Here is a 763-nt window from a genome sequence, read left to right as displayed (position 1 = left end):
TGGACACCTCGAAAAACCTGGCAATCGAGACCGCATTTTGATTCACTTCGCCTGGTGATTTGCACGGAGGCGTTGGATGCGAGGCCAGGCTGGATTCTGGGACATTGACGAGCGTTATGTCCGGCTGAGCGCGGCCGGCGATCCACTGGAGAAGCTGAACGCGGTGGTGCCTTGGGAGGTTTTCCGGAAACCGCTGGCCAAGGCGCTGAAGCGCTCCGATGGCGCCAAAGGCGGCCGGCCGCCCTTTGATGCGGTGATGATGTTCAAGGTCCTGGTTCTGCAGGCGCTCTACAGTCTCTCGGACGATCAGACCGAGTTTCAGATCCAAGACCGGCTTTCCTTCATGCGTTTCCTCGGGTTGGGGCTCGGCGACAAGGTGCCCGACGCCAAGACGATCTGGTTGTTTAGGGAGCACCTCACGCAGGCCCGGGCGGTGGACAACCTGTTCGCCCGTTTTGACAAGCACCTCACCAAGGCCGGTTATCTGGCGATGGGTGGCCAGATCGTGGATGCCACGATCGTGGCGGCGCCGAAGCAACGCAATTCCGATGCTGAAAAGGCTGACATCAAGGCAGGAAAGGTGCCGGACGAGTGGCAGAAGAAACCAGCCAAGCTGCGCCAGAAGGACCGGGACGCGCGCTGGACCGTGAAGTTCTCGAAGGCCAAGGCCGATGAGGAGGGAAAGACGAAGCAGCGCGATATCGCCGTTCCCGCCTTCGGCTACAAAAACCATGCCTCGATCGATCGCCGCCACGGCTTCATC

Annotated in this window: 1 protein-coding gene; it reads left to right on the top strand. The window is 60.6% G+C overall.

Going from position 1 to position 763, the window contains the following annotated elements; all coding sequences use genetic code 11:
• Positions 1-76: 76 nt before the first annotated feature.
• A partial coding sequence (locus tag NKH42_RS31170) for an IS5 family transposase (RefSeq protein ID WP_352974846.1) occupies positions 77-763 on the top strand: 687 nt, incomplete at its 3' end.

The sequence above is a fragment of the Mesorhizobium sp. M1142 genome (genome assembly GCF_040318565.1).
Lineage (GTDB): Bacteria > Pseudomonadota > Alphaproteobacteria > Rhizobiales > Rhizobiaceae > Mesorhizobium.
Note: the sequence above shows the minus strand (reverse complement) of the source record. Positions and strands in the feature narration are given on the sequence as shown.